General features: G+C 39.0%; 21 protein-coding genes and 1 pseudogene. 11 read left to right on the top strand and 11 right to left on the bottom strand.

Going from position 1 to position 26,472, the window contains the following annotated elements; translation table 11 throughout:
* Positions 1-102 precede the first annotated feature (102 nt).
* Together Q9312_RS12555 and Q9312_RS12550 are read left to right on the top strand one after the other, a co-directional pair.
* Entirely contained in the window at positions 103-1,347 is a 1,245-nt protein-coding gene (locus tag Q9312_RS12555; protein WP_309201200.1) for an HlyD family secretion protein, read from the top strand.
* Between the two features lie 2 nt (positions 1,348-1,349).
* Positions 1,350-3,491: a peptidase domain-containing ABC transporter gene (locus tag Q9312_RS12550; protein WP_309201199.1), complete on the top strand. Its 2,142-nt coding sequence runs from the start codon at positions 1,350-1,352 to the stop codon at positions 3,489-3,491.
* On the opposite strand, the gene Q9312_RS12545 is transcribed toward Q9312_RS12550, so the two are convergent.
* Positions 3,486-3,791 carry a hypothetical protein gene (locus tag Q9312_RS12545; RefSeq protein WP_309201198.1) on the bottom strand — a complete coding sequence of 102 codons (306 nt, stop codon included), beginning with the start codon at positions 3,789-3,791 and terminating at the stop codon, positions 3,486-3,488. The two genes, Q9312_RS12550 and Q9312_RS12545, sit on opposite strands and share 6 nt — an antisense overlap.
* Between Q9312_RS12545 and Q9312_RS12540 the strand changes: the two genes are divergently transcribed.
* The 5 genes from Q9312_RS12540 (at position 3,780) to Q9312_RS12520 (ending at position 10,943) form a co-directional block, all read left to right on the top strand.
* The gene (locus Q9312_RS12540) at positions 3,780-3,950 is read left to right on the top strand and encodes a hypothetical protein (RefSeq protein WP_309201197.1); all 171 of its coding nucleotides are present in this window, start codon (positions 3,780-3,782) and stop codon (positions 3,948-3,950) included. The genes Q9312_RS12545 and Q9312_RS12540 overlap by 12 nt on opposite strands.
* A 176-nt stretch (positions 3,951-4,126) precedes the next feature.
* Positions 4,127-8,227 carry a hybrid sensor histidine kinase/response regulator transcription factor gene (locus tag Q9312_RS12535; RefSeq protein ID WP_309201196.1) on the top strand — a complete coding sequence of 1,367 codons (4,101 nt, stop codon included), beginning with the start codon at positions 4,127-4,129 and terminating at the stop codon, positions 8,225-8,227.
* A complete protein-coding gene (locus Q9312_RS12530; RefSeq protein ID WP_309201195.1) occupies positions 8,227-9,165 on the top strand; it encodes a hypothetical protein in 939 nt (312 codons plus the stop codon). The genes Q9312_RS12535 and Q9312_RS12530 overlap by 1 nt, the downstream gene beginning before the upstream one ends.
* Positions 9,166-9,195: 30 nt before the next feature.
* Positions 9,196-10,236 (top strand): ribosome small subunit-dependent GTPase A, encoded by a 1,041-nt coding sequence (gene rsgA, locus Q9312_RS12525; protein ID WP_309201194.1) that lies wholly within the window; start codon positions 9,196-9,198, stop codon positions 10,234-10,236.
* Between the two features lie 329 nt (positions 10,237-10,565).
* Positions 10,566-10,943, top strand: coding sequence for a hypothetical protein (locus Q9312_RS12520; protein ID WP_309201193.1), 378 nt, complete (start codon positions 10,566-10,568; stop codon positions 10,941-10,943).
* Positions 10,944-11,194: 251 nt separating this feature from the next.
* On the opposite strand, the gene Q9312_RS12515 is transcribed toward Q9312_RS12520, so the two are convergent.
* The 10 genes and pseudogenes from Q9312_RS12515 to dnaA all read right to left on the bottom strand — a co-directional run bounded on the left by Q9312_RS12515 (position 11,195) and on the right by dnaA (position 23,262).
* Positions 11,195-12,097 carry a hypothetical protein gene (locus tag Q9312_RS12515; RefSeq protein ID WP_309201192.1) on the bottom strand — a complete coding sequence of 301 codons (903 nt, stop codon included), beginning with the start codon at positions 12,095-12,097 and terminating at the stop codon, positions 11,195-11,197.
* A gap of 156 nt (positions 12,098-12,253) precedes the next feature.
* A pseudogene (locus tag Q9312_RS19480) lies at positions 12,254-12,421 on the bottom strand (DUF6896 domain-containing protein); the annotation flags it as partial.
* 93 nt (positions 12,422-12,514) lie between these two features.
* Positions 12,515-13,723 (bottom strand): IS256 family transposase, encoded by a 1,209-nt coding sequence (locus Q9312_RS12510; RefSeq protein ID WP_309201191.1) that lies wholly within the window; start codon positions 13,721-13,723, stop codon positions 12,515-12,517.
* A 250-nt stretch (positions 13,724-13,973) separates the two neighbouring features.
* The gene (locus Q9312_RS12505; RefSeq protein ID WP_309201190.1) at positions 13,974-14,441 is read right to left on the bottom strand and encodes a hypothetical protein; all 468 of its coding nucleotides are present in this window, start codon (positions 14,439-14,441) and stop codon (positions 13,974-13,976) included.
* Between the two features lie 18 nt (positions 14,442-14,459).
* On the bottom strand, positions 14,460-14,921 hold the full coding sequence (locus Q9312_RS12500; protein ID WP_309201189.1) for a hypothetical protein: 462 nt from the start codon (positions 14,919-14,921) through the stop codon (positions 14,460-14,462).
* A gap of 310 nt (positions 14,922-15,231) precedes the next feature.
* On the bottom strand, positions 15,232-16,911 hold the full coding sequence (locus Q9312_RS12495; protein WP_309201188.1) for a HEAT repeat domain-containing protein: 1,680 nt from the start codon (positions 16,909-16,911) through the stop codon (positions 15,232-15,234).
* 295 nt (positions 16,912-17,206) lie between these two features.
* Entirely contained in the window at positions 17,207-19,630 is a 2,424-nt protein-coding gene (gene gyrB / locus Q9312_RS12490; RefSeq protein ID WP_309201187.1) for a DNA topoisomerase (ATP-hydrolyzing) subunit B, read from the bottom strand.
* Between the two features lie 13 nt (positions 19,631-19,643).
* On the bottom strand, positions 19,644-20,750 hold the full coding sequence (recF, locus tag Q9312_RS12485) for a DNA replication/repair protein RecF (protein ID WP_309201186.1): 1,107 nt from the start codon (positions 20,748-20,750) through the stop codon (positions 19,644-19,646).
* A gap of 7 nt (positions 20,751-20,757) precedes the next feature.
* Positions 20,758-21,864 (bottom strand): DNA polymerase III subunit beta, encoded by a 1,107-nt coding sequence (gene dnaN, locus Q9312_RS12480; protein WP_309201185.1) that lies wholly within the window; start codon positions 21,862-21,864, stop codon positions 20,758-20,760.
* Positions 21,865-21,879: 15 nt separating this feature from the next.
* Entirely contained in the window at positions 21,880-23,262 is a 1,383-nt protein-coding gene (gene dnaA / locus Q9312_RS12475) for a chromosomal replication initiator protein DnaA (RefSeq protein ID WP_309201184.1), read from the bottom strand.
* Positions 23,263-24,011: 749 nt separating this feature from the next.
* On the opposite strand from dnaA, the gene rpmH reads away from it, so the two are divergent.
* From rpmH to yidC, 4 genes are read left to right on the top strand one after another with little or no spacing between them, the layout of a single operon-like run.
* Positions 24,012-24,146 (top strand): 50S ribosomal protein L34, encoded by a 135-nt coding sequence (gene rpmH, locus Q9312_RS12470; protein WP_109764645.1) that lies wholly within the window; start codon positions 24,012-24,014, stop codon positions 24,144-24,146.
* A gap of 36 nt (positions 24,147-24,182) precedes the next feature.
* Positions 24,183-24,557: a ribonuclease P protein component gene (rnpA, locus tag Q9312_RS19450; RefSeq protein ID WP_353961536.1), complete on the top strand. Its 375-nt coding sequence runs from the start codon at positions 24,183-24,185 to the stop codon at positions 24,555-24,557.
* Complete coding sequence (yidD, locus tag Q9312_RS12465; RefSeq protein WP_309201183.1) at positions 24,545-24,799, top strand: membrane protein insertion efficiency factor YidD; 255 nt, start codon at positions 24,545-24,547, stop codon at positions 24,797-24,799. Before rnpA ends, yidD begins: the two co-directional genes overlap by 13 nt.
* A gap of 8 nt (positions 24,800-24,807) precedes the next feature.
* A complete protein-coding gene (gene yidC, locus Q9312_RS12460) occupies positions 24,808-26,469 on the top strand; it encodes a membrane protein insertase YidC (RefSeq protein WP_309201182.1) in 1,662 nt (553 codons plus the stop codon).
* Positions 26,470-26,472: the final 3 nt, after the last annotated feature.

Genomic DNA, 26,472 nt, shown 5'->3' with positions numbered 1-26,472 from the left:
GTAAATAACTCGGTTACCAATAAAATCGACTCTCTCACTTGCAATAAAAGGATTGTGTTTAATAGAGTTAGCTCAGGTAATCAACGCGGATAAGCAAAAAAAATGACAAGAAAATTATTCAGGCAAGAAGTACTGGATCACTCTAGAGAACGACTGTGGGGTAATGTGATCGTATTGCAGCCTCTTTCTTTTACGGTGCTTTCCATCGCAATCACTTTAATCGCAATTTTAGTCATTGCTTTATTACTTTGGGGTAATTACGCCAGAAAAGAAACCGTCACAGGATACCTAACACCCGACCAAGGTTTAGCAAAAGTTTACGCGAAGAATGAAGGTGTGGTGACCAATATTCTGGTCAAAGAAGGTCAACTGGTTAAAGCGGGAGATCCTCTGTTGACTGTTTCGACAGGTCGATCAACGGCCAGCACTTCTGATGTTGATGCAGAAATAATCTCAGAACTTAAAAAGGTTGCCAAAGAACTGGGCATTAAAAAGTCGCAGCAGCAACAACTCAGTATTTTAGAGGAAGCTAAGATCAGCGCCAGTTTAAAAAGTATTGACTTTGAAATTGATCAACTTAAGCAACAAGTATCTACATCAGAAGAGCGGTATTTACTCAGTGAAAAAAGACTGAGAGATTATCAGCAGTTAAATAAGAAAGGCCATATTTCGAATGAGAAGTTAGATCAGCAATACGAATTACTGCTTGATCATAAATTTTCTAGAGATGAGTACAACCGACAGCTGTTAGTTAAAAAGAATAAAAAAGAAGATCTTGCTTTTCAACTGCAACAAATTCCTATGCGCTTGGCGATCGCTCAATCAGAACTAGATCAACAACTGAGTAGTATTCAACAACAAATATTAAACATCGAAAGTCAGCGAAGTTTTACGTTACATGCACCTAGTGACGGAAGAGTTACCGCATTGCAAAGCTACACTGGTCAGTCGATTAAAAGAAATATGCCTGTTTTGGCAATAATGCCAGAAGGAGCATCATTTGAAGCCGAGTTGTTTGTACCGACTCGGGCTATCGGTTTCGTACAGAAGGATCAAAAAGTGGTCATTCGCTATACCGCTTTTCCCTATCAACGATATGGACTCTATCAAGGGAACATTGTTCGCGTTTCAGAAGTCATTATGCGACCAGACGAGTTACCCGTTCCAGTAACTCTCGACGAACCGGTTTATCGCGTAACGGTTAGTTTAAATCAACAACAGGTTACAGCCTACGGTCAATCATTTCCTCTGCAAGCCGGTATGCTATTAGAGGGCGATATCATTCTAGAAAATTTGTCGCTTTTAGATTGGTTGCTTGATCCAATTTACAGTTTACAAGGTCGTTAATTATGGATAATCCAGTTAAATTACTTACCTTTAAAGGCGAGCAGAAATTACCCGCCATTTTACAAACAGAAATGGCTGAGTGCGGACTCGCTTGTCTTGCGATGGTATCAAGCTTTCATGGTCATAAAATTGATTTAAATACGTTACGGCGGCATTATCCGGTCTCGCTTAAAGGTGCCACACTTAAAAGCTTAATGCTAACAGCGGATCACTTGAAGTTTTCTTGTCGAGCGCTGCGCTTAGAACTCGAACAATTAAATCAATTGCAAACGCCATGTATCTTGCACTGGGATCTCAATCACTTCGTTGTTCTCAAAAGCTGTAGTCGAGATAAGGTTGTTATACACGATCCCGCTCGTGGCGTTTTAACGTTATCAATTGAAGAAGTTTCTCATCATTTTACCGGAGTAGCGTTAGAACTCACACCGACGACAGAGTTTAAGAAGAAAGATGATGAGACCAAAATGCGCTTAAGTGATCTTTGGTCAAAAATAATCGGATTAAAACGGGTTCTCATTCAAATATTTTTCTTATCGATGTTATTGCAGGTTTTTGCACTCGTCAGCCCATTTTATATGCAGCTCGTTGTTGATAATGTCGTTGTAGGACAAGATCTCCAATTGTTAGTCGTACTAGCATTAGGATTTCTATTGCTCGCATTAATTGGCGTAGGTACCCAGGCCTTACGTAGCTACATTATTATGTACCTAAGTAATCAACTTAGTATTCAAATGGCAGCCAATCTATTTCGACACTTAATTCACTTACCTCTGACTTTTTTCGAGAAGCGCCATATCGGCGATATCGTTTCTCGATTCAGTTCAATGGATAATATTAAAAACCTGATTACAACGGGTCTGATTGAAGCGGTGGTTGACGGGCTAATGACGATCACTACTTTAATAATGATGTTTATCTACAGCCCAATTCTTGGCTGTATTGTACTTGGTGTAGTCATTGTTTACGCAATTTTGCGATTTGCAATGTACCAACCTTTTAGGCGGCGACAAGAAGAAGCGATCGTAGCGAACGCCAAAGAAAATACTAACTTTATGGAAACCGTACGAGCCGCGCAAAGTATTAAGTTATTTGGTCGCGAGCCGCAACGACAAACCGTTTGGCATAACCACTATGCCGATGCTATGAATGCAGAGATAAAAGTAAATAAGCTTAAAATTAGCTACAAGGCAATAAATGACTCTTTATTTGGAATAGAGAATGTTGCCGTTATCTACTTCGGAGCACTACTGGTTTTAGAAGGACAATTTTCCGTAGGAATGTTGTTTGCTTTCATCGCCTATAAAACCCAGTTCACCGAAAAGTCAGCAAAAATCATCGAAAAGATAATTGAATTCAGAATGCTCGGCCTTCATTTAAATCGAATAGCCGATATTGCTTTAACTGAACAAGAGGATTTCGGTCAACAACGCTTGGTTGAAGAAGATAAAGAAGTTCAAGGCAAGTTAACGTTGGATAAACTCAGTTTCCAATATTCTGACTCAGAACCTATGATTTTTAACAAAGTGAGTCATACGTTTGAGGCGGGTGAATCGGTGGCCATTGTCGGCCCATCGGGTGGTGGAAAAACCACGCTTATGAAAAATATGCTTGGGTTACTGTCTCCTAGCGAAGGGAAGGTTTATATCGATGATGTAGAGATCAATCAATTTGGTCTCACTAATTACCGACGAATTATCGCGGCCGTCATGCAAGATGATCAGTTGCTTTCTGGCTCACTGATGGACAACATCTCATTCTTTGATCCTGAAGTAGACGAGGAGCAAGTCAAAAAGAGTGCGCAGCTCGCCTCGATTCATCAAGACATTATGAATATGCCCATGGGATACAATACCCTTATCGGCGATATGGGAACGACTTTGTCTGGTGGCCAACGACAGCGTTTACTCTTAGCTCGAGCACTGTACAGCAAACCTAAAATATTATTTATGGATGAAGCAACGTCAAATCTCGATACGAAATTAGAGTCAGTCGTCAATGAAGCCGTAAAAAAACTTAATATTACTCGTATTATCATCGCTCATCGGCCAGAAACCATTCGCTCGGCTGATAAAGTGGTCTCCTTAGACCGAGGAATACTTCACCCCATGGATAAAGCTATTTTATTAGAGTCAAATCTGCTATAGGCATATCTTATTGTTTTTATTGATGTTTTTATAGGTTGTCGTTTGAAGTGTCGTCACAGTTAATGAGTTTGGCGGAGCAGTCATAGCCAAACGGTTAGCAAAATCCGATACTGAACCTGTCGTTAGCCAGTAGGTTAATGACATATCAAGTGAAGCAACGTGCGGTGGGATTGTCGCAAATGGATAAGTGGCTTTCTCACCGCCATCTCCGAGAACGGAAGATGTGAAAACACGTTGCTCAGCTTGAAAATCATTGCTTCTTAAACTTGATAAAATGAGGAAATCACTATGTTTAAACATGATGACAATCAGGACGCTACTATTTGCACAAACCTAACTGAATTGACCTTCGAAGAAATTGAAGCGGTATCTGGAGGACTCGCTGGAGACGATGTTCCCCACGGGCTGGGTTGCGGTTGCCGAGATTGTCGCGAATACGAACCCGATCGAATTATTTAAACGATAAACTCTTAAAGATTAAACAGTTCATCGCCTATCTTTAAATATTAGAACCTAAGAAGTCAAAGCTAGTGTCGACACTAGCTTTGTTTTTTTATGACAATAATTACTATTGATGTTAGACCATTCCTTCTTTACAGTAAGTTCTCTATTTCAGCTTTCCCAAAAAATAATTAATGAAAAAGCCAGCGATTGCTGTATTTATAACTCTACTTTGCTATCAAGTATTTTTTTATGAGATATTTGCTCAAGCTCGCTTCCATTATCCTGTACAGAAAATTAAATTAATACCCGTGGAAGTTCCCTCCATTACTCCTATGGAAAACATCAGTGTTATCTTTCAAGACCAATTAGGGTTAATGTGGTTTGCAACGCAAGATGGGTTAGTCAGCTACGACGGGACGTCAGCACGTTTAGTAAATCCAAAATCTGACCGCATCGACGATCTTTCTCTAAACGAGATACTTAACATTGACGATTCAAAAAACTTTCTATGGATCGCAACCGTCAATGGGCTTTTGAAACTCGATAAAAGGACGCTGCAGATTTCTCATTATTTGAGAGATTCAGCAGATGAAACGACCTATGTTAATAACCGAATTTACGATGTGCTCGTCGACTCCCAAGAAAGAGTTTGGGTAGCGAAAAATAGTGGTATTTATTTATACGATGCTGAAAAGGATGCGTTCAATATTTACAAACCTTGGTTCAAGCAGTTTTCGTATAATAATCTTGATATATGGGCTTATACTTTAAAAGAAGATCGTCAAGGTAAGTTATGGATAGGCACTTCCGCCGGTGGTTTAGTTCACTTTGATCCAGTCAGAAACGACTTCACTCACTTATCTAATCATAAAAACAACCCACATCACTTCCCGAGTGACTTTATCAATTCTATCGCCGTACTTAATAACGATGAAATGATAGTCGCGACGGATAGTGGCGTCTTCGCAATCAATCGTAATAACTATAAATTTAGGGAAATACGTATTTCAGGCCTCACCGGACAGGTTCAAAAAATAGCAAAGAACTTTGATGGTGGTTGGTGGTTAAGCACAGAGAGTAATTTATATTTGGTTGATTCGAATTTCGAGTTTGCACAAACGTTTGCTCCAACAATAAATAAGTATTTAGAGAGCAACGAATCAAGACCTTTAAGTGTGCTCGTCGATAATGAGGCAAACGTTTGGGCGTCGTTCCAAGATGGTGGATTACACAAAATTCCTAACAGTATTTATCGAGTTAGAACCGTGACCATCGATGAAACTAACACGTTAGCTAATTATCAAGAGATTACCGGTTTATTAATATCAAATAACTCAATATATATTGCAACGCCGACTCAACTTTCAATAATAGATAAAACTAAGAGTATTCCAGTTGTTAAGACCTTAATTTCCAAGAGTGATAACAATTTAGGTGGATTTTATGATCTCCACGTCGGTGTGGATAATCAAGTTTTGATTGGTAGAGATAATGGATTTTCAACTCTAGAAGAAAACGGTACGCTAACGAATCAACGTATAAAGTCAAGATTACCTACCAAAGAGGTGCTGCAAGATAACAATAGAGATCTTTGGTTTCTGGCTGGAGAGAACGGCGTTAAAATTAACCAGCAAGACAACACTGATCACCCTTTCTTTTCTCAAGAAAACATTCTACTCGGTGACTTTCGACGATCAGCAATCGATATTGGAATTAGCAAAGAAAAAGACAAGGTTTTTATACTTTATCAGAAAAAAGGGTTGTTTGTATTCGACCTGAGCTCCCAAAGATTAACAAAGGTTTTAAATACGCAGAGCTCTAGACCATTTACCAATATGCAAACCACTTCTGATAATCGCGTCTTGGTGTTTAATGGAAGTCATTATTTAACCGAATACAATTACTTGAACAATGAAAGTATTAGAGTCGAACTGATCTCCGATAACATTGGTTGTCTAATTTCCGGTCCTAGCTCAATATATTTTTCAAAGCAAAAAGGCACTCTTTTACGTCAAGAAGACGTCGGGATTCAGAGCTATCGTTTGACAGAAGGTATACCAGAGAAAGGGTTAACGGGAAAACATTGTCTCAGTGATGATAATGGAAATGTTTTATTGGGAAGCTATGAAGGTCTGTTACTCATTCCAAAATTAAATTCATCACCGAGAATAATAGCGCCTACCACCATTATTTCCTCGGCTAGGTTATTTGGAACAGATAATCAGTTAATAAAAACCTTCGAGACAATGTACCTTGATGATGATACCCCGTCTATATCGATGGACTACAATGAAGGCACACTTAATATTCAATTTTCTGTACTCAGCTACTCAGATCCAAAGGCTTCAAAAATTAGATATCGTATTAAAGAGCTGGATCAAAACTGGAGTGTCGATAACGGAAACTCAGGACAGGCCTATTACAATTACTTTCCTTCGGGAAATTATACGTTTCAAATTATCGGTAGAAATCCTGACGGCCAATGGAGCAATACAATTAAAGAGCTTGCCATCACGGTCAAACCACCCTTATGGGCAACTTGGTGGGCTTATGCACTTTATTTACTATGCATAGTGATTCTGGTTGTATGGGTGCATCATTTAAGAACGTTGCAAATAAAAAACCGATCCAAACAGTTGGAGGAGATGGTCAACATACGAACCGATCAGTTGGCTACCGAGAAAAGACGTGTTGAGCAACTTCTTGCGCAAAAAAATGTTGAGTTTGCCAATATTTCTCACGAGTTCAGAACACCTATTACTTTAATTTTAGGCCCAATACAAAAGTTACTTAGAAGTAATATACGAAGCAGTACTAGAAAATCTCTAGAATTGGTTAAAAGAAATGGCTTTCGAGTTTTAAGAATGGTGGACCAAATTTTAAATTTAGAGAAGTTCAAGCTCGATCAAATTACCAATTATGGAATCGTAGAAATTAAACCCATCACAGAGTTGGTCTCAGAAAATTTCAGAGCATTGGCCAAAGAAAAAGACATAGAATTTCATTTGTTAAAGGTGGATGATATTCAAATAAGCTTTACTATAGACGCGTTTGAAAAGATTTTATTAAACCTATTATCTAATGCCGTTAAATATACCAAGGCAAATGGAAAGATAGAGTTGTCGGTTACTTCAGAGAATAATGGTGACGTTTTAGTGCGTGTCAGTGATACTGGCATCGGAATTCCTTACGAAATGCAAGACGCTATTTTTGAGCGATTTAACAGAGTTATCGATGAGCACAGTGAAAATATCGTCGGCGCGGGTATTGGTCTTGCCTTAGTCAAACAACTCGTTGATGCTCATCATGGAGAGATAAAAGTATTCAGTGAGCCTGGCGTAGGAACATCATTTGAAATCAGATTGTTAGGAAGTTTAGTCAACGACTCAAATATGTCTCACTCGCAGGCAAATACCGAATTACTTAAGATGGAACTTGAAAGTATTCGAGACAATGAACCAACTAATGTTCGTGAATATGACGATCTGTCTAAACAAGAACCGAACTCGGCTTCTCCAACCGTGCTAGTCGTCGAAGATAATAAAGACATGAGAGAGTTCATAATAGACTCTTTAAAAAATAAATTTACTACTCTCAGTGCTGCCAATGGAAAGGAAGGCCTCGCTAAAGCTATTCAATACGTACCTGATATTATTATTAGTGACGTTATGATGCCAGAGATGAATGGCTATGAGTTAAGCGAGCAGATAAAAGAAGACTCGATAACTTCTCATATACCTGTCATTTTACTCACCGCTCGCGGTGATAAAGAGAGTCGTATTCAAGGATGGAAACAACGAGCTGATGAATACCTAACAAAACCCTTTGATCAAGACGAGTTGATTATCCGTTTGGAGAATTTATTATCGATTCGCAGTATTTTAAGAAATCGTTTTGCGACAAACATAGACTCATCCGAAGAAATTCATTGGGGTTCGGGAAATGGTCTTAACGAGAAGGATCAAGCGTTTATTGAAAAGATTAAATCATTCTTTGAAGAGAATTATAGCGATCCTGAACTGGAAATTTCTAGATTGTCAGATGTAGTAGCGATGAGTGAGAGACAACTGCAGAGAAAACTCAAAGCGCTGGTAGATCGTTCACCAAGTGATTATTTAAGGAACTTTAGATTAAATAAATCTAAAGGTGAGTTGAGGAAAGGCTTGCGAGTTTCGGAAGTCGCTTTTGCCGTAGGGTTTAACTCACAAGCTTATTTTTCCAAATGCTTCAAAGCACAGTTTGGATTAACCGCAAAAGAATATCAAGATACTTCTAGTAAGGGTTCTAATTGATGAAAAGGTTCGTATTAGTTTTAGGACTGATACTCTTTTTTGTCATATTTCTAGAACCTTTAATAAGCGTTAATGATGATGGCTCTAAGCCAGACTCTTCAGCTAAGAACAATCAATTAGTGACTTTAGTGAGTAACGAGGGGTCGACCACAAGCAATAAGAAAGACTCTCACATAAATGTTCGTGTTAGCTTAGATGACATAAGTCGTTCTGGTGAGGAGATTTCTACCTGTAAAGAAGTATTTGAGTATAACCTTCAAGAAATCTCTCAATATTTTAGTGAACTAGAATCCATAGGACTCTTTCGTTATCAAGACAATCCTGAACGAAGACCGATTTATCTTGATTATTCCATCAAGGATCTAACCTTAATGGCACCAAGTGATGTCGATGCGGAGTATTTCGCTGGAATAAAGATACTGTATTCAGCGTTTGGGTTAGAAGTACACGACATCCATGAGCTCCCAATTGCAACGGTTGTAAACGATAGCGTTACCTTGTTAGATTGGCGCGAGATTAGTCCTCAAAGCAATGCAATTAAAGAGCTTTCTTTTGATTCAAACTTGTTTGATAAAGGACAGTCTTTACTACTAAGTTCGGCACGAAAGGGAAAGATTTGGGCGTTTCAATATATGATAAGAGGCATAGATCTACGTATGGCCTATCGGCAAGCACATGAAAACCTTGCTAACTCTGAAGTCATAGCGTGGAAGAATGAACGATTTTCGTACTACTCAATAATAGATAGTGCCTTTCAAGGTCAATTCGGTACATTGGACTTCACGTCAGATAAATTAGAGAATTACTCGAAAGAATTTAGCCTAGATACTCAAAGATATTTGCAATCTTTCAAGGAAAAGCTTGCTGAAAATGGTTTTGTTTGGATTGAATATGATAATTTAGACGAGCGCCTGGACGACTCTTGTGATTCATTTTAACGCTAGTTTTTAAATTCTAAGGTCGGTTTCATGATCAATTACTCTTTACTATTAAAACTCGGTTGGAAGCCATTTTTTCAACAACAACTTACAATAGAAGAGTATGAAACGAGCCTCTGTGTTAGGGTTGTAGAACAGCATCGGTCAGAGCTTGTCGTTTCTAACGGTCAAGACGTTTTTAAAGTGCCAATTTTAAAGTCAACGCCAGAAATAGTTGTTGGAGACTGGTTGCTGCTTGATCATGAAAATCGGTTGTTAAGAGTTCTCGATCGCAAATCAAAATTTGAAAGGAAGTCAGCCGGTACTAAAATCCAGAAGCAGTTAATCGCCAGTAATATCGATACTGCGTTTATCGTGAGCTCAATGAACGATGACTTTAATCTAAGTCGTATAGAACGATATTTGGCACTGGTACATTCATCTGAAGCCGATGCCGTTATTGTTTTAACAAAATCAGATTTATGCGAAGAGCCCAGTCGATTTGTAGCTGACGTTCAAAATCTTGATCCTCTTCTTTCAGTCGTCGCAGTTAATGCGTTAGATACAGAATCAATATCAGCGTTGTCATCATTTATCAAAACAACCGATACGGTATGCGTTATCGGTTCTTCAGGCGTTGGGAAATCGACTTTAATAAATACTCTGACAAACGGTAATATGCTTGCAACAGGATCAATCAGAGAAGATGATTCTAAGGGAAGGCACACAACCACTCATCGTTCATTAATTTTACTTAATAGTGGAGGTGTAATTATCGACACACCTGGTATGCGCGAAATTAAAATTACTGATAGCGAGGAAGGAATTTCTAAAACATTTCACGATATCGAAAAGCTGTCTGAGAATTGCCGATACAAAGACTGTCAGCATCAGCAAGAACCGGGGTGTGCAGTAAAGCAAGCAGTCATTCAAGGCAAACTTGACCAACGGAGACTCGATAACTTCCATAAGTTGGTTAGAGAAAATGACTTAAATTCTGCGACTTTAGCGCAAAAGCGAGCGAAAGATAAATCACTAGGTCGGTTTTACAAAAAAACTTTATCAGAAAGTCATAAACTGAAAGGCCGCTAAGACGCTACTAATTTAGTAGAGTAGTTAGAGATTAAGTTAATACTTACTTACATTACACTTGTTAATTAGAGCAACCTATTGCAAATGTAGGATCTCATCATTGCTGCGAAAGTCTTTGAAAAATATCTATTCGTGAAAAGCTCTTGTAGCTTCTGTTTGGTTTTTTTCTGCTGTCACTGGTGGATGACGTTAACAACTTCTGAACCTAAAGTTTAGCTAACATTAATTCTACTGTGAGAAAGTCCCTTACTGGAAAACACCAGCAACAGCGCAATAGCAGATAAGTTATAATCCTTGTTTCAGAAACCTAATAAAGAGCAATACAGAATATGATTTCAAAGGTACTACTAACAACCTTTATTTTGTTGTTCACTACCCTAACTTTTGCAGATAAACCAAAATGCTATGCGGCGTCAGCTGGATACTGCCAATACACAGGAAAAATCAGTAGGATTTATGTTAACAACGACAATATTATTTTACTTTATTTCGATACTCAGATGGATGATGGTGAGTGGGATGTAGCCGGCTTTACTGCGACCTCTAAATTTGCCGGTGCGGTATCACTTGATACCCAGAACGAATTCGCAAAACTTTTCTACTCTACCGCTCTTGCCGCTCAATCGACGAAACGAAAAATTACCGTTCAAATGAGGGGGAACATAGGAGGTTACCTTAAGATTGATCGCATTTGGCTTGACGAATAACTTAATTAATAAGGATCGAATACTGACTATTCTCAAAAAGAAAGCGTATTCGATCCCTACAAATGCGATCGTGTCGGATCCTATAATCCGTGAAAAACTAACACGCTGATTAATAAAGCATTTTCATAAATTTCCGGATTGTAGGCCAGATATAAAATCCAGGAATTAATGCAAATTATCTTATCAAATCCTGCTATTTGTGAAAAACCAGATAAATCAATAGGTTAGATGCTACTATCTAGAATACTAAGTTAGGCTTTTTTCCATCGTTCCAATAATGGTCGGTATTCTTCCAGCGATTCCTCGTAATAGTACCTCAAATTACTTTCCCTATTAGCGTCCTCTATCTCCTCAAAAGTATAAGTTCGCGCTCTTTTATCTCCTATTTGAACTTCTTTTCCCAAAGGGATGACTTTCGCAATATCAGCTCCTTCTAAAATAGCTAACATTGTTTCGGTAGTAATCGAGCCATGTGATCTTAGTATCTTGATGGATTCAGACGTACCTATTGTTGCTAGCGTAGTAACTGCGCCGTCTCTAACAATAGGAACATCTGAACTCAAACATTTAGATAAGAGGTTCAGGCCTTCTTTCTGATCAATCAGATATAAGAACTTTCCAGCATCATCTCCCATTTTATCTAATCTTTTACTAAGCGCCTTCATAAATTTTTTCCGCAATTTGATAGGAAGCGACTCTTGATCGTATATAGACATCAAAGCTCTTATCGAATAAATGCGAATGGCCGGCTGAGGTGGTTTTCCGCGCCAAGCCTTTGAAATCAATAACTCTAACTGCTTCGAGTATTTTTCAGGGGAGAGCTTATCCATGAGCTCAACAATGAACAACATCATTGAATCCATCTTCCCTCTCTTAAAAGCCAGCCCTACAACTCTATCGGCAAAAGATTCTCCAAGCGATGCGGCCGACTTGTATATGTCTTTTAATTCAGAACCTTCTTTTCCCTTAGCTTGTTGAATAAGATATAGAAAGCGCTTTGCTTCATATTCGTCCGCTAACTTCTCAATTATCTCGATCGCTGTCGAACTTTCGGTTCGTCTTAAAATCAATCTAGCTAGGGAAAAATCCCCTAAAAGAACCGAAGCATGCGCTTTTGCAAAGAGATTTTGATTGCCTTCAACTTCATCCCACAAATCAACATACTTCAGGGCTTGAGCTAAACCTTCACTAGTTAAAGAGAATTGATGAGCTGAAGAAATCCATCCATTCTCTTTTAATACAGGTAGCTCAACCGTCCAACTACTCTCAAATGGTTCTGACTTGGCTAATCTTGATTGTAAGTATGTGGGATTAGGAATACTTTGTAGATAATTTCCAAAGAAATAAGGATCTACTACGTCAGATCGACCATCTGGAAAATCAACATCTATGGAAGTGCCGTCAACATGAGTTAAGCAACAACCATTTCCATGAAAGTAGTAAGTCCAATCTTTCAGACCAGGGACATCGCCTTCTTGGGGTAAATTTTCGGGGTGAGCAAATGCACCGAGGTGTCCGAGTTCATCTAAGTCCGAATTCGACCCTGTAAATTATTCTGTGTAACTGCCAGTTCAAACATAGTCATCTAAGCGGCCATCAAATACAATCATAAAATGATTTAAGGCCGCTTTCCAATTTCTAATAGGCATAGTCCATTTTTTCGAAGCGTCCATAATCGCTAGATAAACCACTTTTTTGGCGGAGTCATCTGATGGAAAGAGCTTTCGCTTCTTAATCGACTTTCGAATCACACTGTTGAGCGACTCAATGGCATTGGTCGTATAAATGGCTTTGCGTATTTCAGGCGGATAATTAAATAACGTATTTAGATTGTGCCAATGAGTTTTCCAGGAGCGACTGATTTGCGGATACTTATCGTCCCAACGCTCAGAGAATTGCTCTAACGCAAGCAGCGCATCTTCTTCAGTGGCTGACTGATAAATGCGCTTTAAATCCGCTGTCACGGCCTTGTAGTCTTTCCAGGGAACATAGCGAACGGAGTTTCGAATCATGTGCACTATACAAAGCTGTACTTGCGTTTCGGGATAAGCCGAGTTGATGGCGTCAGGAAACCCTTTTAAACCGTCAACACAAGCAATGAGAATATCTTTAACTCCTCGATTTTGAAGTTCAGTTAAAACGTTGAGCCAGAATTTAGCCCCCTCGTTTTCTGATAACCACAAGCCTAAAAGCTCTTTGTGGCCTTCCATAGTGACGCCTAGCGCCAAGTAAACGCACTTGTTGATGACTTGTTTATCTTGCCGAATTTTTAGCACGATACAGTCCAGATAAACGATGGGGTAAATTGAATCTAGTGGGCGTGACTGCCATTCAATGACTTGCTCAATAACTGCATTGGTGACTTTTGAAATCAATGTGGGCGAGACGTCGGCATCATACATGTCTTTGAACGTGGCTACGATTTCTCGAGTCGTCATCCCTTTGGCGTAAAGGCTCAGGATTTTCTCGTCCATCGTAGTGAAGCGAGTTTGCTGCTTCTTGACTAACTGGGGTTCGAATGTGCCTTGCCGGTCTCGTGGCGTTTCAATTGAGAGTGGGCCATCTTCGGTAAGAAGCGTTTTCGGTGTATAGCCGTTCCGATAATTATCAGAATCTGACTGAGCGTGTCTTTCATAGCCCAAATGCTCATCAAGCTCTGCATTCAAAGCGGTTTCGACAGTGACCTTCGTCAGCATCTGACGAAAGTCATTTAACTCTTCTTCAGTCTTTATGCCTTTGGCTGCTTTACGAGCCCAGGCTTCAACCTCTTTCTTGTCCATAGGTCTATCATCTCCTATTCAATAGGTTAATAATAGACAGTTACACAGAGTTATTTACAGTCTCCCGAATTCAAAATATTTGCTACCACTTCACCAACCCATTTTTGTTTTTCAATATGTTTATAAAGCGCAACTAAAACAGTCAACGAATAGGATTCGTCGGATTCTGGTATTGATGCTTTTCTAAGTACATCGCAAAGCAGCTCTTCGGAATGCACTAATGTTGTTAGTTCTTTTGTTTTACTCGAGTTCATGCGTTTTTATCAAATTTAAATCCTACTATACGTCCCCAACTTCCTAATTCATTAAGATGATTTTCCAATAACTCACCTGGAGGATATTTTCCTTTAAGGAGTACTCTATCATCTTTAGATACAGTAAATGCATCAGTAGAAAATGGTAAACATAAAGATTCTGTTCTATAGGAGTTGGGACTGCCGCCTTCAGGAAATGGGCGCGGGCTTTCAAAGACAGAGCGAACATTTTCTATTTCATGCTCAGATAAAAATAGCCAATCAATATCCGAACAAAAGTAATGCCAGTCTCCTAGCTTAATAATTAAGGATTCCTTTGAGCCAAGAACGACAGCTGGATATTTGATAGCTTCGCAAATTTCTTCACCATTTACCGCGGCATCACCAAAATACATCTCCCTTCTTTTACGAACTCCTTCGTCCCAGGTTATAACTTTAATATCGTCTTTAGAAAAGTTAGTCATCTTTATTCTTCTCCCTGTTTAGATAATATCCACTCCTTTATCTAATATTACTTCTTTTACACTTCCAGAAAGAAGCGCCCTAATATCCTTAGAAAATTGGAGTAAATGCTGGTTTCGAGTTTGTATTTCACCAGAAACTTTTAATTTTTCCTCCTCCCGACAATCCGAAGATGGATATTCGCCAAGAGTTATATGAATGCCAACGACACCATTTAACTTGCTTGTACTTAATGGATAAACTCGAATTACAAATGTCTCTAAAAATATGCTCCCATCCGATCTTCGTGTTAATCCGGCTAATTCAGCTTTTTCATCCATGGTTTCTGCAATTTTCTCAGCTTTTTGACAAAACTCAATGACCTGAGATATGCCGAAATAACCACTACCTTTACCTGAAAATCCCTTAGTTTGGAAGCTGCCATAGAGTTCAACTTCATACTCTTCGACATCTGCTTTGACTGTGAATTTAATGTTGTTCATATCACTTCTCAACCTTCCATTGTGTTAATCGCTGCTTTTTCCAACTTCTTTGTTGTTTAGAATATCGGTTGTTTATTGTCTCATAGCCATGAGGGAAACAACGTGAACAACCTGACTCCTCTCCAATAACTATCCGTGAGATTGTCACACCTGATATCTTTTAAGGGATATCAGCTAATCCGAATTCATTTTTTCCAAATGCCTTAATAAGGCGTATTTCTCTTTTCATTATGCTCTCCATTAGGTAAATACCTAAAAGAGAGCACCTTTTAAACATTGGACTAACATCATTATTGACCTTTAAAATTTATTATAAATCTCTCGATTCTAAATCTTTTGCGAGAGCTTTAATTTCAAGTAGTTTCTTATCTATGCCGCGTGTACTTTCAATTGTATCAATTAACCTGATGATTCTAAGAAGCACGCCATCCTTCGGTTTTACATACCATTGCTTCCATCCATACTTACTTAACCAGCTACTGATTTGAGATGCATATACTTCGAATTCTCGGTCAGCAGATTTTACGATGGCCCTTAATAACAACTCTATATATCGCCAATAATCTCGTTTCAAGACTAATCTACGAATCGCTCGACCTGTTGCGCCATCAAAATAATCATCATGTAGTGCTTCCAGCTCTTCATTTTCGTATTCATTTAATTTCTGCAAGACATCACATGAAGCCTTAACTTCTTCAACACTGCCATTTATGAGTCTGTCTATAAGCCATTGATGACTTCCTTTAACTAACATGCCTCTGGCTTTAACCACTGCACCTTTCACTTTCGGGTTATGATGTGTTTGAAATCTTTCTAACAAAATACAATCATTTTCATCACCAGTTTCTGACAATCCTAAAATGCACCCGGTTAGCTTGGAAATATTAGTTTCGTTTAGTTCGCCTCTGTAAAATTCAGCGAAATCAAAGCTTTCTTCTCTATTGAGATAAAAGCGAGCGAAATATCGAACTTGATCATTTTCACTACGCAAAAATTCAATGAGTGGTTCTCGCGCAAGCTTTGAATCAATTTCCAGTAATTTATAAATGGCTTTCTTTTTTATTAGGGTAAGCTTGTCTCGACTGCATGCAATCAGATATTCAATGAGCGACTCTTTATTCAAATAATCAACTGCGACTCTAAGCGACAATGAACGAATAACCGCATCTTTATTAACAAGACCTAGCTTTAATAAATCTTGTTTTTCATCAGCAATACGCGCTCCAATAGAAAATGCTGATCTAGCAACTCGAAAGTGACTTTTCTCAACAGCCTGCATTAATGCGATAAGTCCTTTTGGAGAGCTTAAGCGGTTTTCGATCGTTGAGATTAGCTCCTTGTGGTCTTGTCTGCTACGCAATCGCAACTGTTCCAATAACTCAAGATGACAAACAACACTTTGTTCTTCTTGTTGCTCAATGAGTTTTATCAGCGTCTTTGTTGTAGATAATCTTATTGGTTTAACCCAATCATTCACCCGAACAAACAACATTCTAATCGCAGCATTTACGTCGATAATTACCAGGCGTTTTATTGCTGCTTCTCTGACATAACCACTCGAATGACAAGCAAGAATGCTGAGCACAGAACTTAGCTGTTCCTTGGGAAAGTCCAAAGTATCGATAATTCCAGCTTGCAACTCATACCATACTCGGCAAGATGAAAAATCTGCACGAAAGTAATAACCTCCTCTTAAATTGCCATCAAGCCAATTAAGATCTTTGTCTTCAACAGATAAAAATAACTCATGCAGTGTCTGAGAAGCTATTTCTCTAACTTTTTTATTTGAGTGAAATAGATAGGTTGCAATGTACTTTATGCACCCGAGCGATTTAAGCTCTCGAAGCCTAAATATGTTATCTGGTAAGGCATCTGACTTTTTCGTTCGCTTGAAGAAACTAGTTTTTAACTTTGGCTCTTTTATCGACTCAATTATCTGCTTTTCGTCTTCACTTATAACTCGCATTCTCTTTGTATCCCATATATTCAATCCTATTCCATCTAACTAACAACCTTATATTGTTAGCACTCCTTGAGATTTCATGTGATCAAACGAATACTTTAGACGCACAAGCGCTTAAGATTTTTACGAGCCACTAAATTCAAGCCAGTAGATCAGGTTAAGTTAATAGGTGATTAGTTGCAAGATATATTTAAAAATAGAGAGAAAATTAAGTGAGTACTTACTTTATTATATTAGTAATGTTTAAGTTATTCAGTTCTAAACAAATAATTTGTTATGTGGGAGCCATCATAGGATCCCACATACAAAGGCTATCGATCACCTATACGTCTAAGTTGGCTACTGACAGTGCGTTACTTTCAATGAACTCCCGTCGAGGCTCAACTTGATCGCCCATCAAACAAGTAAATAACTGGTCAGCACCGACAGCGTCTTCAATGGTTACTTGAAGCATGCGACGTGTTTCTGGATCCATGGTTGTTTCCCACAATTGATCGGGGTTCATCTCACCAAGACCTTTATAACGCTGCACATTTAAGCCACGTCGAGACTGTAGCATTAGCCAAGTTAAGGCGTCTTCAAACGTAGAGATTTCTTGTTTACTCTCTTTTCGTTGTATGTAAGCGCCCACTTCAACCAAACCAGCGATATGCTCGCCAATCGATACGACTTTCTGATAGTCTTTTGATTCAAAAAAGTCATGATCAAAGGTGTAGGGATGCTCTAATCCATGGTGGATAACATTAACAACAGGAACAAAAATATGTCTTTCAGCGTCTTCTTTAACTGTCACTTCGTAACGGACCGCTCCTGCTGTAGTGTCTTTATTGATGGATGCCAAAAGAGCCGTACACCATTGCTCGACTTTACCTTTGTCTGACATTTCTGATGCTTTCAGCTCTGGTAAATACATTAAGTTTTTCATAACCGCTGATGGGTACAGACGTTCTAGCCTAGTTATTGTTTTTTCAACATCTCGATAATCGGCTACTAACTTCTCCAATGCTTCACCTTGTAATGGCGGTGCTTCAGAGTTTACATACAGAGCCGTATCAGTTAGCGCTAAATTAGTTAAATAAGCTTCTAAAGCAGGATCATCCTTTATATAGGTTTCCTGTTTACCCTTTTTAACTTTATAAAGCGGTGGCTGAGCAATATAAACATAACCATTTTCGATAAGCTCTGGCATTTGACGATAAAAGAAAGTCAGTAGTAAGGTTCGAATATGTGCACCGTCTACGTCAGCATCGGTCATAATGATGATTCGATGATATCGAATTTTCTCTGGATTGAATTCGTCTCGACCAATACCGCAACCAAGAGCAGTAATCAGCGTACCAACCTCTGCCGACGAAAGCATTTTATCAAAGCGAGCTTTCTCAACATTCAGTATCTTACCTTTAAGAGGCAGTATTGCTTGATTCTTGCGATTTCGTCCCTGCTTAGCAGAGCCGCCCGCAGAATCACCCTCCACAATGTAAAGTTCAGAAAGCGCAGGGTCTTTCTCTTGGCAATCAGCTAACTTACCGGGTAAGCCAGCAATATCTAATGCGCCTTTACGGCGTGTCATTTCTCGAGCTTTTCGGGCCGCTTCACGAGCTCTCGCAGCTTCAACCATTTTGTTAACGATGGTCTTTGCTTCGCCTGGGCTCTCTAATAAAAACTCACTGAACTTCTCCCCCATCGCTTGCTCAACAGCACTTTTAACTTCAGATGAAACTAGCTTATCTTTAGTTTGCGACGAGAATTTAGGGTCAGGTACTTTTACAGAAATAACAGCGGTTAAACCTTCTCGAGCATCATCACCAGAGGTGGTCACTTTACCTTTGTTGAGGCCTTCTTTCTCAATAAAGGTATTCAGTGTACGCGTCAAAGCTGCTCTAAACCCAGCTAAGTGAGTACCACCATCACGCTGTGGAATATTATTTGTAAAACAATAGATGCTCTCTTGATAACCATCATTCCATTGCATTGAAACTTCTACGCCAATGCCATCCTCTTCTCTTTGAAGAGTGAAGTGAAATACTTCTTGATGAATGGGTGTCTTATTGCGGTTTAAGTATTCTACAAAAGCTTGAATACCACCTTCATACTTAAAGTGATCAGTCTTACCAGTACGCTCATCGGTTAATACAATCGAAACACCACTGTTTAAGAAAGACAACTCTCGTAATCTTTTAGCTAGAATATCGTAATGAAACTCAATGTTGCTGAAAATTTCAGGGCTTGGTTTAAAGCGAATTTCAGTACCCGTTTGGTCAGTCTCACCGATTGGAGCAAGTTCGGCATGAGGTTCGCCGAGATGGTATTTTTGTTCAAACACTTTACCTTGACGGCGAATGGTTAATTTCAGTTCATCAGAAAGCGCATTAACAACTGAAACCCCAACACCATGAAGTCCACCAGAAACTTTATAGGAATTATCATCAAACTTACCACCTGCATGCAATACAGTCATGATAACTTGAGCAGCAGAAACGCCCTCCTCTGGGTGAATATCAACAGGAATTCCTCGGCCGTCATCCGATACGGATACCGAGTTGTCTGTATGAATGGTCACCTTAATGTCATTACAGTGACCGGCTAACGCTTCATCTATCGAGTTATCGACTACCTCAAAAACCATATGATGTAGCCCGGTTCCATCATCGGTATCTCCAATGTACATCCCTGGTCGCTTTCGGACTGCATCGAGTCCTTTAAGTACTTTAATACTGGATGAGCCGTATTCTGAATTCTCTGACATAAAGTAACCTTTATTATTGTAAATCTCGCTGTTGGAACATGCCATGTTCCACGTGAAACATGTGCCTATTATACCCTGAAATTGCCTCTGGAAGGGAGTTTTCCGTGATAACTGTGATAAGTATTTGTGCCATAGGAAGCGCGCTTAGGGCGGCTATGAGGTCTTCTTGGTTATATTCATCCAATTCCGATGGAAGGTCATCTAAACACACCATCGATGCACGACCTGAATCTTCAGAAAAGCGCTTAATCATAGAAATAAGAAGAGCATTGACCAACATCTTTTGCTGCCCCCTAGACGCCTTTTCAAATATATTTTGCCCACCACTTAAAAAACGGACGTCTGCTCTGTGAGGGCCTATTTGCGTGGTACCTCGCAAGATGTCTTTTTCTGAAGTCTCCTCTAGCAAAGAAAGAAAGTCGTGGTCCTTGTTAAAACCCCGGTAATATGAGAGCTGTATATTCGAGTCTTTGAGCTTGGTATGACTTAACGTTTCCTGAAATATAGTCGAAATTGAATCGATGTATCTTAACCGACTCTTATTCAGTTCATTCCCCAAGGCTGACAATGTCTTATTCCAAAAGAGCAATTGGTCGTTTGATTTAACCCTAGACTTAATTTGTTTAAGCAGCGCATTTCTTTGTTTTAGCGTTTTGGAGTACTTAGACCATAGCTCGAAAAAGTTATGTTCCACGTGGAACACTCCCCAATCAAACACTTTTAACCGATTTGCTCTTTTTTCCGCTACCTGCTCATAAAAACCAGGGTAAATGATAAAAACTGGAAGCTGCTTACTTACGTCAACCAATCTAGTTAAGTTCTTACCATCACGCTTAGCTTTAAAACCACCTTGTAGGTCTCGTTGTAGACCAATCTTTTGGATGCCATCTGGTCCATCTAACGTACAAAACACCGTTAATGATTCAGTATCTTCTTTAATAACTTTACGGATGTTGGCTGTGCGAAAACTTTTTCCAGCCGAAATAATGGAGAGTGCTTCAAGTAAACTAGACTTACCTGCTCCATTAGCGCCAGTAATAATATTTAATTTGGGATGTAGAGTTAGTTGTGCTCGAGCAATGTTCCTTACATTACTCAAGCTTAACTGATGTATGAGCATTTAGTGATTACAATCTCATAGGCATAATCACGTAAACACTGGATGAGCCTTCTACCTCTTCTACCAACAAACTGCTGTTGGCGTCTGAAAAGGTTAACTTAACTTGCTCAGATTGCGTTGTATTTAACACATCCAACATATAATTGACGTTAAATCCAATTTCCAACTCTGGTCCAGAGTAATCTATCTCTAGCTCTATTTCGGCTTCTTCCTGCTCTGGATTATTTGAGTGAATCTGTACTAGCCCAGGTTGTAGATTAAAGCGTACTCCACGGAACTTTTCGTTGCATAAAATAGACGCTTTCTGAAGCGATTCCTTTAATGCATTCTTATTGGCTACGACTAACTTATCACCACCTCTTGGAAGAACTTTTTCATAATCGGGGTATTTTCCGTCAACGAGCTTTGAAGTAAATGAAAAGTGATTACTGCTAGCGCGAATATGATTTGCACTGATAGACAGCTGAATATCTTCATCAACACTGGCTAAGAACCGACTTAGCTCTAATACGCCTTTTCTAGGTACAATTGCCTGTTGACGGTCTTGTACGCTACTTTCTAGCGGTGTGCTTGATAATGCTAGTCGATGACCATCAGTCGCCACTGCAATCAATTTCTGCTCTGGACTAAAGTCAAACAGCATCCCATTTAAGTAATAGCGTACATCTTGCTGCGCCATTGCAAACTGGGTGCTACCAATCACCCCTCTTAACTCATTAACGTCTAGTTTGATGTCTATTAAACCAAGAGATTCTTCTAGGTTTGGAAACTCTGTCGCTGGTAGAGTTGATAACGTAAACCGACTCTTTGGTGTTATCAACTTAACCTTATTCTCAACTAACTCCAGTCGAATATTGTCTACGCTATTTAAACTTTTAACGATATCTACTAACTTTTTCGCGGGTACCGTCACTTCACCCGGCTCGTATTCCCCGCTTAATGGGATATGCGCCATCATTTCTACTTCTAAATCAGTACCGGTAATTGAAAGATTACCGTCTTCTACTTGAAGCAAAACATTAGCTAACACAGGCAATGTTTGCCTCTTTTCTACGGCTCCACTGATTAACTGTAACGGTCCGAACAATGCTTGTTGTGACAACGCAAGTTTCATATAAACCCTTATAAATCAATTTGTTAGCGTTCTAAGAAGATTGGTGTAATCTTCTTGAATATCCAAATTTTCGTCTTTTAATTCTTTAATTTTACGACAGGCATGCAACACAGTCGTATGGTCCTTTCCACCGAAGGCATCGCCTATCTCTGGTAAACTTCGGTTGGTTAACTCTTTTGCTAAACTCATTGCTACCTGACGTGGACGAGCAACCGACCGGCTGCGTCTTTTTGATAACAAATCAGCTACCTTGATTTTATAGTATTCCGCTACAGTTTTCTGAATATTTTCAATACTGATTTGCTTATCTTGAGCCGCGATTAAATCTCGCAATGCCTCTTTGACGAACTCAATGGTTATGGGTTTGCCAGTGAACTGAGCGTTCGCGACGACCCTCTTTAATGCACCTTCTAACTCTCGAACATTCGAGCGAATTCTTTTAGCAATAAAAAACGCAACTTCATTGGGCAGTTTCACACCAATTGCTTCGGCTTTTGAAATCAAAATAGCCACCCGAGTTTCTAACTCAGGTGGTTCGATTGAAACAGTTAGTCCCCATCCAAACCTTGATTTTAAGCGTTCTTCTACACCATCAATTTCTTTTGGATATCTGTCACAAGTTAAAATGACTTGCTGATTTCCTTCTAAAAGCGCATTAAATGTATGGAAGAACTCTTCTTGTGATCGTTCCTTGTTTGCAAAAAATTGAATATCGTCAATTAGTAATGCATCTACTGAGCGATAGTAACGCTTAAATTCATCAATCGTATTGGTCTGTAAAGCTTTAACCATGTCTGCTACAAAACGTTCGGAATGCAGATATATCACTTTACCATTTGGCTTGTTATCGAGAATGATATTACCCACTGCGTGCATTAAATGCGTCTTACCCAAACCTACTCCGCCATAGATAAAAAGTGGGTTGTAAGCGGTGCCTGGGTTTTCGGAGACTTGCTTAGCGGCTGCTGTCGCTAGCTGATTAGACTTCCCCTCAACAAACTTCTCAAAACTAAATTCTCTATTTAAGTTAGATTTATGAGCTATTTCTATTTTTCCGGAATCTTTTGATGATTCTTTGATTTTCTTCGACTGAGCTTTTACGGGCGGTGTCTTTTGGTGCGAAGAGTCCACTACTGGTGTTGTACTTACCGAGCCTGAAGTGACAATCTTTAAAACAACGTTTTTACCTTTATTCTCAGAAAGGCTGTTTAGTATGTTGTTGATTTTATTGAGATAATTTTCTTTAAACCAGTCTAATACAAATCTATTAGGTGCACTTACGATAATCGTTTGTTCATCTTCAACAATTTTTAACGGACGGATCCAAGTATTGAACTGCGTTGGCGCTAATTCTTCCTTTAAACGAGATGCACATTCTTGCCAGTGCGGATTACCCAAAAGTTCAAACCTCAAATGTTATTATTTTTAGACGGCTGACTAGTGTAGATCACTGTTGTGTTAAAGATCCATAATTTTCCACAATTTAATTATAAAAATTAAACTAGGTATGTATAGCTGAGTTTTCGCTTTTATTTGTTAATTTAAGTTGGTAGTGGATATTTGCACGATTTTGTTGAAAAAGACTAGTGATTTTCTGTTGATAATTGTTAGAAGATCAAAAAGACAATAGTTATCAAAGTTTAATACCCCTGTTATACCTTGGTTAACGACAAGTAAAATACAGACTTATTATTACTGTAACTTATTGTCTAATATAGCTTTTAGTTAGTTATCCACAGATATCTAAAACCCTAATAATAGATCTTATTAGATCTTTTTATTTATTATTATTAAATAATATAAATAGGAGGGTTGTGGATTAATTGTAGATTAGTTGTTTTAATGTTTTGAATTAGAAACGGTAAAATACTAGAAAACTTAATTAATTTTTATGTTTGTAAAGATTTGATCACATAATTTTTTCCACAGCAAAAATCACTAATTACTATATCTAGTGGCCCTAATTTAAAATTTTCTCTTATATAGTGGTTTGAGTCATTGGTAGAACATAAAATAATCTCACAGTCGGGTAATTGCTTTATTTTTAAGCGAAAAAGCAATTGATCTGCTGTTCAGCATCGTTTAGAATTTCGCCCCCTTCCCATTAGGGATCAACCATTGGCTTTGATTTTCGCAGGTTATTAACTATGAAACGTACATTTCAACCAAGCAATCTGAAGCGCAAGCGCACTCATGGTTTCCGTGCTCGTATGGCAACTAAGAATGGCCGCGCAGTTCTTGCTCGTCGCCGCGCTAAAGGTCGTAAAGTACTTAGTGCTTAAGATAGCGTAAACGATTATTCGAATGCTTTCGTGTGAATGATAGTGGAGTCTTTAACTGACTCATTTAGCTTTGCACGAGAGCTTCGGCTCCTTTCTAAAAGCGATTTTTCTCAAGTATTCGACCAACCAACCAGAGTTGGCAATAGAGCCTTCACAGTGCTCTTTAGATCAAATCTTCAAAATCACCCTCGTCTAGGACTTGCGATAGCTAAAAAGCAAGTGAGGTTAGCTGTCGACCGAAATCGAATTAAGCGCTTAATTAGAGAGTGTTTCCGTCAACAGCAGCATCAATTACCGAACATTGATTTAGTATTCATGGTGAGGCGTGACATTAATCAACTTGATAATGCTAAAATTCAGTCGGCTATTCAGCACATATGGAAACAGGTTGCTAAGAAGTGCGCCAGATAGCGATTTTAATTATTCGTGGTTATCAGGTGGCAGTCAGCCCGCTTTTAGGCAATAATTGCCGCTTTCAACCAACTTGCTCGAGTTACTCTATTCAGGCGATTGAGCGATTTGGTGTAATAAAAGGGCTCTGGTTAACTACTAAAAGAATTGCTAAGTGTCACCCATTGCACGATGGTGGGGAAGATCCGTTGCCCGAACAGTTCAGCTGGTTTAAAGCTAATACAGAAAATATTAAAAAGTAGAGAACATTATGTTGGAATCATCACGCGGCTTTTTGTTACTTGCGTTGGGTTTTATAACCTTTTTATTGTATCAAACGTGGCAGGAAGAAAACGCACCTCAACAAGCATTAAAAACACCTAATCCAGTCATTCAATCTGACTTACCACCCGCTGAGCCTTCAGAAATTAAATCAGACGGTGATATTCCAGTTGTCACTAATAATAAAACAACAAGCACTACAGCAGAGCAAAGTTATGTTTCATTACACAATGATTCTGTCGAAATCAAAATCGACACGCTAGGTGGTGATGTAGTTGAAGCTAAATTATTAAAATTTAATCAAAAGCTTAATCAACCTGAACCCAAAGTGGTTCTTTTATCCAATTCTAACGGTCGAAACTTCGTCGCTAAAAGTGGTCTTTTAGGTAATGGTGCACCCGACGCGACGGCGCAACGCGCAACTTACCAAGTTGTTCCGAACACTGAAGCCGGTTCTCAGAACAAGGTGACTTTAAAATGGGTGAATGACTCGGGTGTTGAGTTTTATAAAATATTCGAATTAATTGAGCATACCTATCAAGTTAAAGTTACTTATCGCGTTAACAATAAAACAGACAATGCTTTGAACTTCAAAGTGTTCAATCAATTTAATCGTGATCGATTTGTAAATACCGAAAGCAATAGTGGTTTTGGTTTACAAGCTTATACAGGCGCGGCCTATTCAACCAGTGAATCTCGTTATGAAAAATACGAGTTTGATGACATGGATGAAAAAGATCTAAACGTGAGCACTAAAGGTGGTTGGATTGCTTACCTACAGCATTATTTTGTCGCTGCTTGGGTTCCTGACCAAGAAAGCGTTAATGAAATATCAACCATCGTTCTTAACCAAGGTGAAGTATCTATTATCCGAGTCATCCAACAGTGGGTAAATGTCGGCGCTCAAGCTGAAAAAGAAATGACCAGTACTTTATACCTAGGCCCTAAAGATCAAGAGTCGCTGGAGCAACTAGCCGACGGTCTCGATTTGACGGTCGATTACTCATTCTTATGGTGGATCGGTCAGCCTCTGTTTTGGCTATTAACGACTTTCCAAGGTTTTGTCGTTAACTGGGGTCTCGCCATAATTTTAGTAACGATTACGGTTAAAATTTGTCTCTACCCATTGGCCAATGCTCAGTATCGTTCGTTTGCAAAAATGCGAATGCTACAACCGAAGCTTCAACAGCTAAAAGAACGGTTTGGTGATGACCGACAAAAAATGTCAATGGCCATGATGGAAATGTATAAGAAAGAAAAAGTAAACCCAATGGGTGGCTGTCTTCCTTTGCTGATACAAATGCCGGTCTTTTTAGCGCTTTACTGGGTATTAATGGAGAGTTATGAAATTCGACATGCTCCGCTTATCTTTTGGATTCATGATTTATCAGCGAAAGATCCTCTATTTATTCTTCCAGTACTTATGGGGATATCTATGTGGGGAATGCAAAAGCTACAACCCACAGCTGCAACCATGGATCCAATGCAACAAAAGATAATGCAGTTTTTGCCAATTATGATGACTGCCTTTATGGCATTCTTCCCTTCTGGATTGGTCCTCTATTGGTTAGTAAATAACGTACTGTCTATTACTCAGCAGCTTTACATAACCAATAAGATCGAAAAAGAGTACGCAAACAAAAAAAAATAAAAC

It is taken from the genome of Pleionea litopenaei (assembly GCF_031198435.1).
In the GTDB taxonomy this organism is placed as follows: Bacteria; Pseudomonadota; Gammaproteobacteria; order Enterobacterales; family Kangiellaceae; genus Pleionea; species Pleionea litopenaei.
This window is presented reverse-complemented; position numbering and strand designations above follow the sequence as displayed.

Excerpts from the sequence above, each read along its gene's own strand:
- Q9312_RS12500 (WP_309201189.1), bottom strand. The coding sequence starts at position 14,921 with ATGAACAACATTAAATTCACAGTCAAAGCAGATGTCGAAGAGTATGAA.
- Q9312_RS12530 (WP_309201195.1), top strand. The coding sequence starts at position 8,227 with ATGAAAAGGTTCGTATTAGTTTTAGGACTGATACTCTTTTTTGTCATA.
- Q9312_RS12545 (WP_309201198.1), bottom strand. The coding sequence starts at position 3,791 with ATGTTTAAACATAGTGATTTCCTCATTTTATCAAGTTTAAGAAGCAAT.
- Q9312_RS12510 (WP_309201191.1), bottom strand. The coding sequence starts at position 13,723 with ATGGACAAGAAAGAGGTTGAAGCCTGGGCTCGTAAAGCAGCCAAAGGC.
- rpmH (WP_109764645.1), top strand. The coding sequence starts at position 24,012 with ATGAAACGTACATTTCAACCAAGCAATCTGAAGCGCAAGCGCACTCAT.
- gyrB (WP_309201187.1), bottom strand. The coding sequence starts at position 19,630 with ATGTCAGAGAATTCAGAATACGGCTCATCCAGTATTAAAGTACTTAAA.
- dnaN (WP_309201185.1), bottom strand. The coding sequence starts at position 21,864 with ATGAAACTTGCGTTGTCACAACAAGCATTGTTCGGACCGTTACAGTTA.
- Q9312_RS12540 (WP_309201197.1), top strand. The coding sequence starts at position 3,780 with ATGTTTAAACATGATGACAATCAGGACGCTACTATTTGCACAAACCTA.
- yidC (WP_309201182.1), top strand. The coding sequence starts at position 24,808 with ATGTTGGAATCATCACGCGGCTTTTTGTTACTTGCGTTGGGTTTTATA.
- rsgA (WP_309201194.1), top strand. The coding sequence starts at position 9,196 with ATGATCAATTACTCTTTACTATTAAAACTCGGTTGGAAGCCATTTTTT.
- Q9312_RS12505 (WP_309201190.1), bottom strand. The coding sequence starts at position 14,441 with ATGACTAACTTTTCTAAAGACGATATTAAAGTTATAACCTGGGACGAA.
- Q9312_RS12555 (WP_309201200.1), top strand. The coding sequence starts at position 103 with ATGACAAGAAAATTATTCAGGCAAGAAGTACTGGATCACTCTAGAGAA.
- rnpA (WP_353961536.1), top strand. The coding sequence starts at position 24,183 with ATGATAGTGGAGTCTTTAACTGACTCATTTAGCTTTGCACGAGAGCTT.
- Q9312_RS12550 (WP_309201199.1), top strand. The coding sequence starts at position 1,350 with ATGGATAATCCAGTTAAATTACTTACCTTTAAAGGCGAGCAGAAATTA.
- Q9312_RS12520 (WP_309201193.1), top strand. The coding sequence starts at position 10,566 with ATGATTTCAAAGGTACTACTAACAACCTTTATTTTGTTGTTCACTACC.
- recF (WP_309201186.1), bottom strand. The coding sequence starts at position 20,750 with ATGCTCATACATCAGTTAAGCTTGAGTAATGTAAGGAACATTGCTCGA.
- Q9312_RS12535 (WP_309201196.1), top strand. The coding sequence starts at position 4,127 with ATGAAAAAGCCAGCGATTGCTGTATTTATAACTCTACTTTGCTATCAA.